The sequence below is a fragment of the Rathayibacter sp. AY1D9 genome (assembly GCF_002932395.1).
Lineage (GTDB): Bacteria > Actinomycetota > Actinomycetes > Actinomycetales > Microbacteriaceae > Rathayibacter.
Genome location: NZ_PSVQ01000079.1, coordinates 1 through 938 on the forward strand (window position 1 = coordinate 1; position 938 = coordinate 938).

Sequence of the window (938 nt, forward strand, 5' to 3'; positions counted from 1 at the left end):
TTCTTCCCGAGCGCGACGCCCTCCTCCTGAGAGAGGGAGCGGCGGCGAGCCGTCCCCGTGATCGTCGAGACGCCGGCCTGCGAGCGGTGTCCCGGCGGCGCGCGGACGCCTCGGCGCGTCTCGGGCGCGAGGGCCGAGGTGCGCCGCGGTCAGCCGCCGACGGTGGAGCCGAAGCCGGACTTGCCGGAGGAGCCGAAGCCGCCGGAGAGGGTCGCCTTCGAGCCGACGGTCGAGCCGGCCGGCGCGCGCTGCACGACGTCGGGCTGGGTCGCTCCGCGGGCCGCGAAGCCACCGGACGCGACGGGCGCCCAGCTGGTCGCCCGCGTCGAGTTCCAGCGCGAGGACGCGAAGATCAGCGGGCCGAGCCAGAAGCCGCCGGCGTAGTGCCCGCGGTACTCGTCGGTCGCCTCGCACAGCTGCTCGGGGTCGTCGCCGACCTCCTCGCCCTGCGCCTGGAGCTGGGCGATCTGCTCCCGCACGTCGGCGAGGCAGTCCTCACGGCTCGCGTAGACGGGGCGCTCGGCGTTCTCGGGGATGACGTAGTCCTGGCCGTCGGCTCCCGTGGCGACGACGCCGTCGGTCGAGGGGCCGCCGTTCGCGAGGGCGACGGCGAGGCCGACCGCGCCGACCGCGACCGCGCCGCCGATGAGCAGGCCGCGGCGGTTCTTCGCGATGCCGCTGATGCCGACGCTCCGGGAGCGGTGGGGAGCGGTGCGGGTGGGGCCGTCGCCGCGGCCGGTGCCGCCGCTCGAGCCTCCGCTCGGCGTGCCGGAGCCCGCCGCGGGCTCGCGGCTGCCCCAGTCGTTCCCGGAGTTCGGCGTCCCGGAATCGCCGGGGGTGCGGTCGTCGTCCGTCATCGGGTCTCCTCGTCCTGCGGGCGGGCCGCGCGGGTGTCCTGCGGCCGGTCGTGCTCGGGGGCGCCGTACTCGGGCGCGGGG

The 938-nt window shown here is 77.4% G+C and carries 1 protein-coding gene; it reads right to left on the reverse strand.

What is annotated here, in order from left to right; all coding sequences use genetic code 11:
- Positions 1 to 149: 149 nt before the first annotated feature.
- Positions 150 to 857 carry a hypothetical protein gene (locus C5C50_RS16575; RefSeq protein ID WP_104273952.1) on the reverse strand — a complete coding sequence of 236 codons (708 nt, stop codon included), beginning with the start codon at positions 855 to 857 and terminating at the stop codon, positions 150 to 152.
- Positions 858 to 938: the final 81 nt, after the last annotated feature.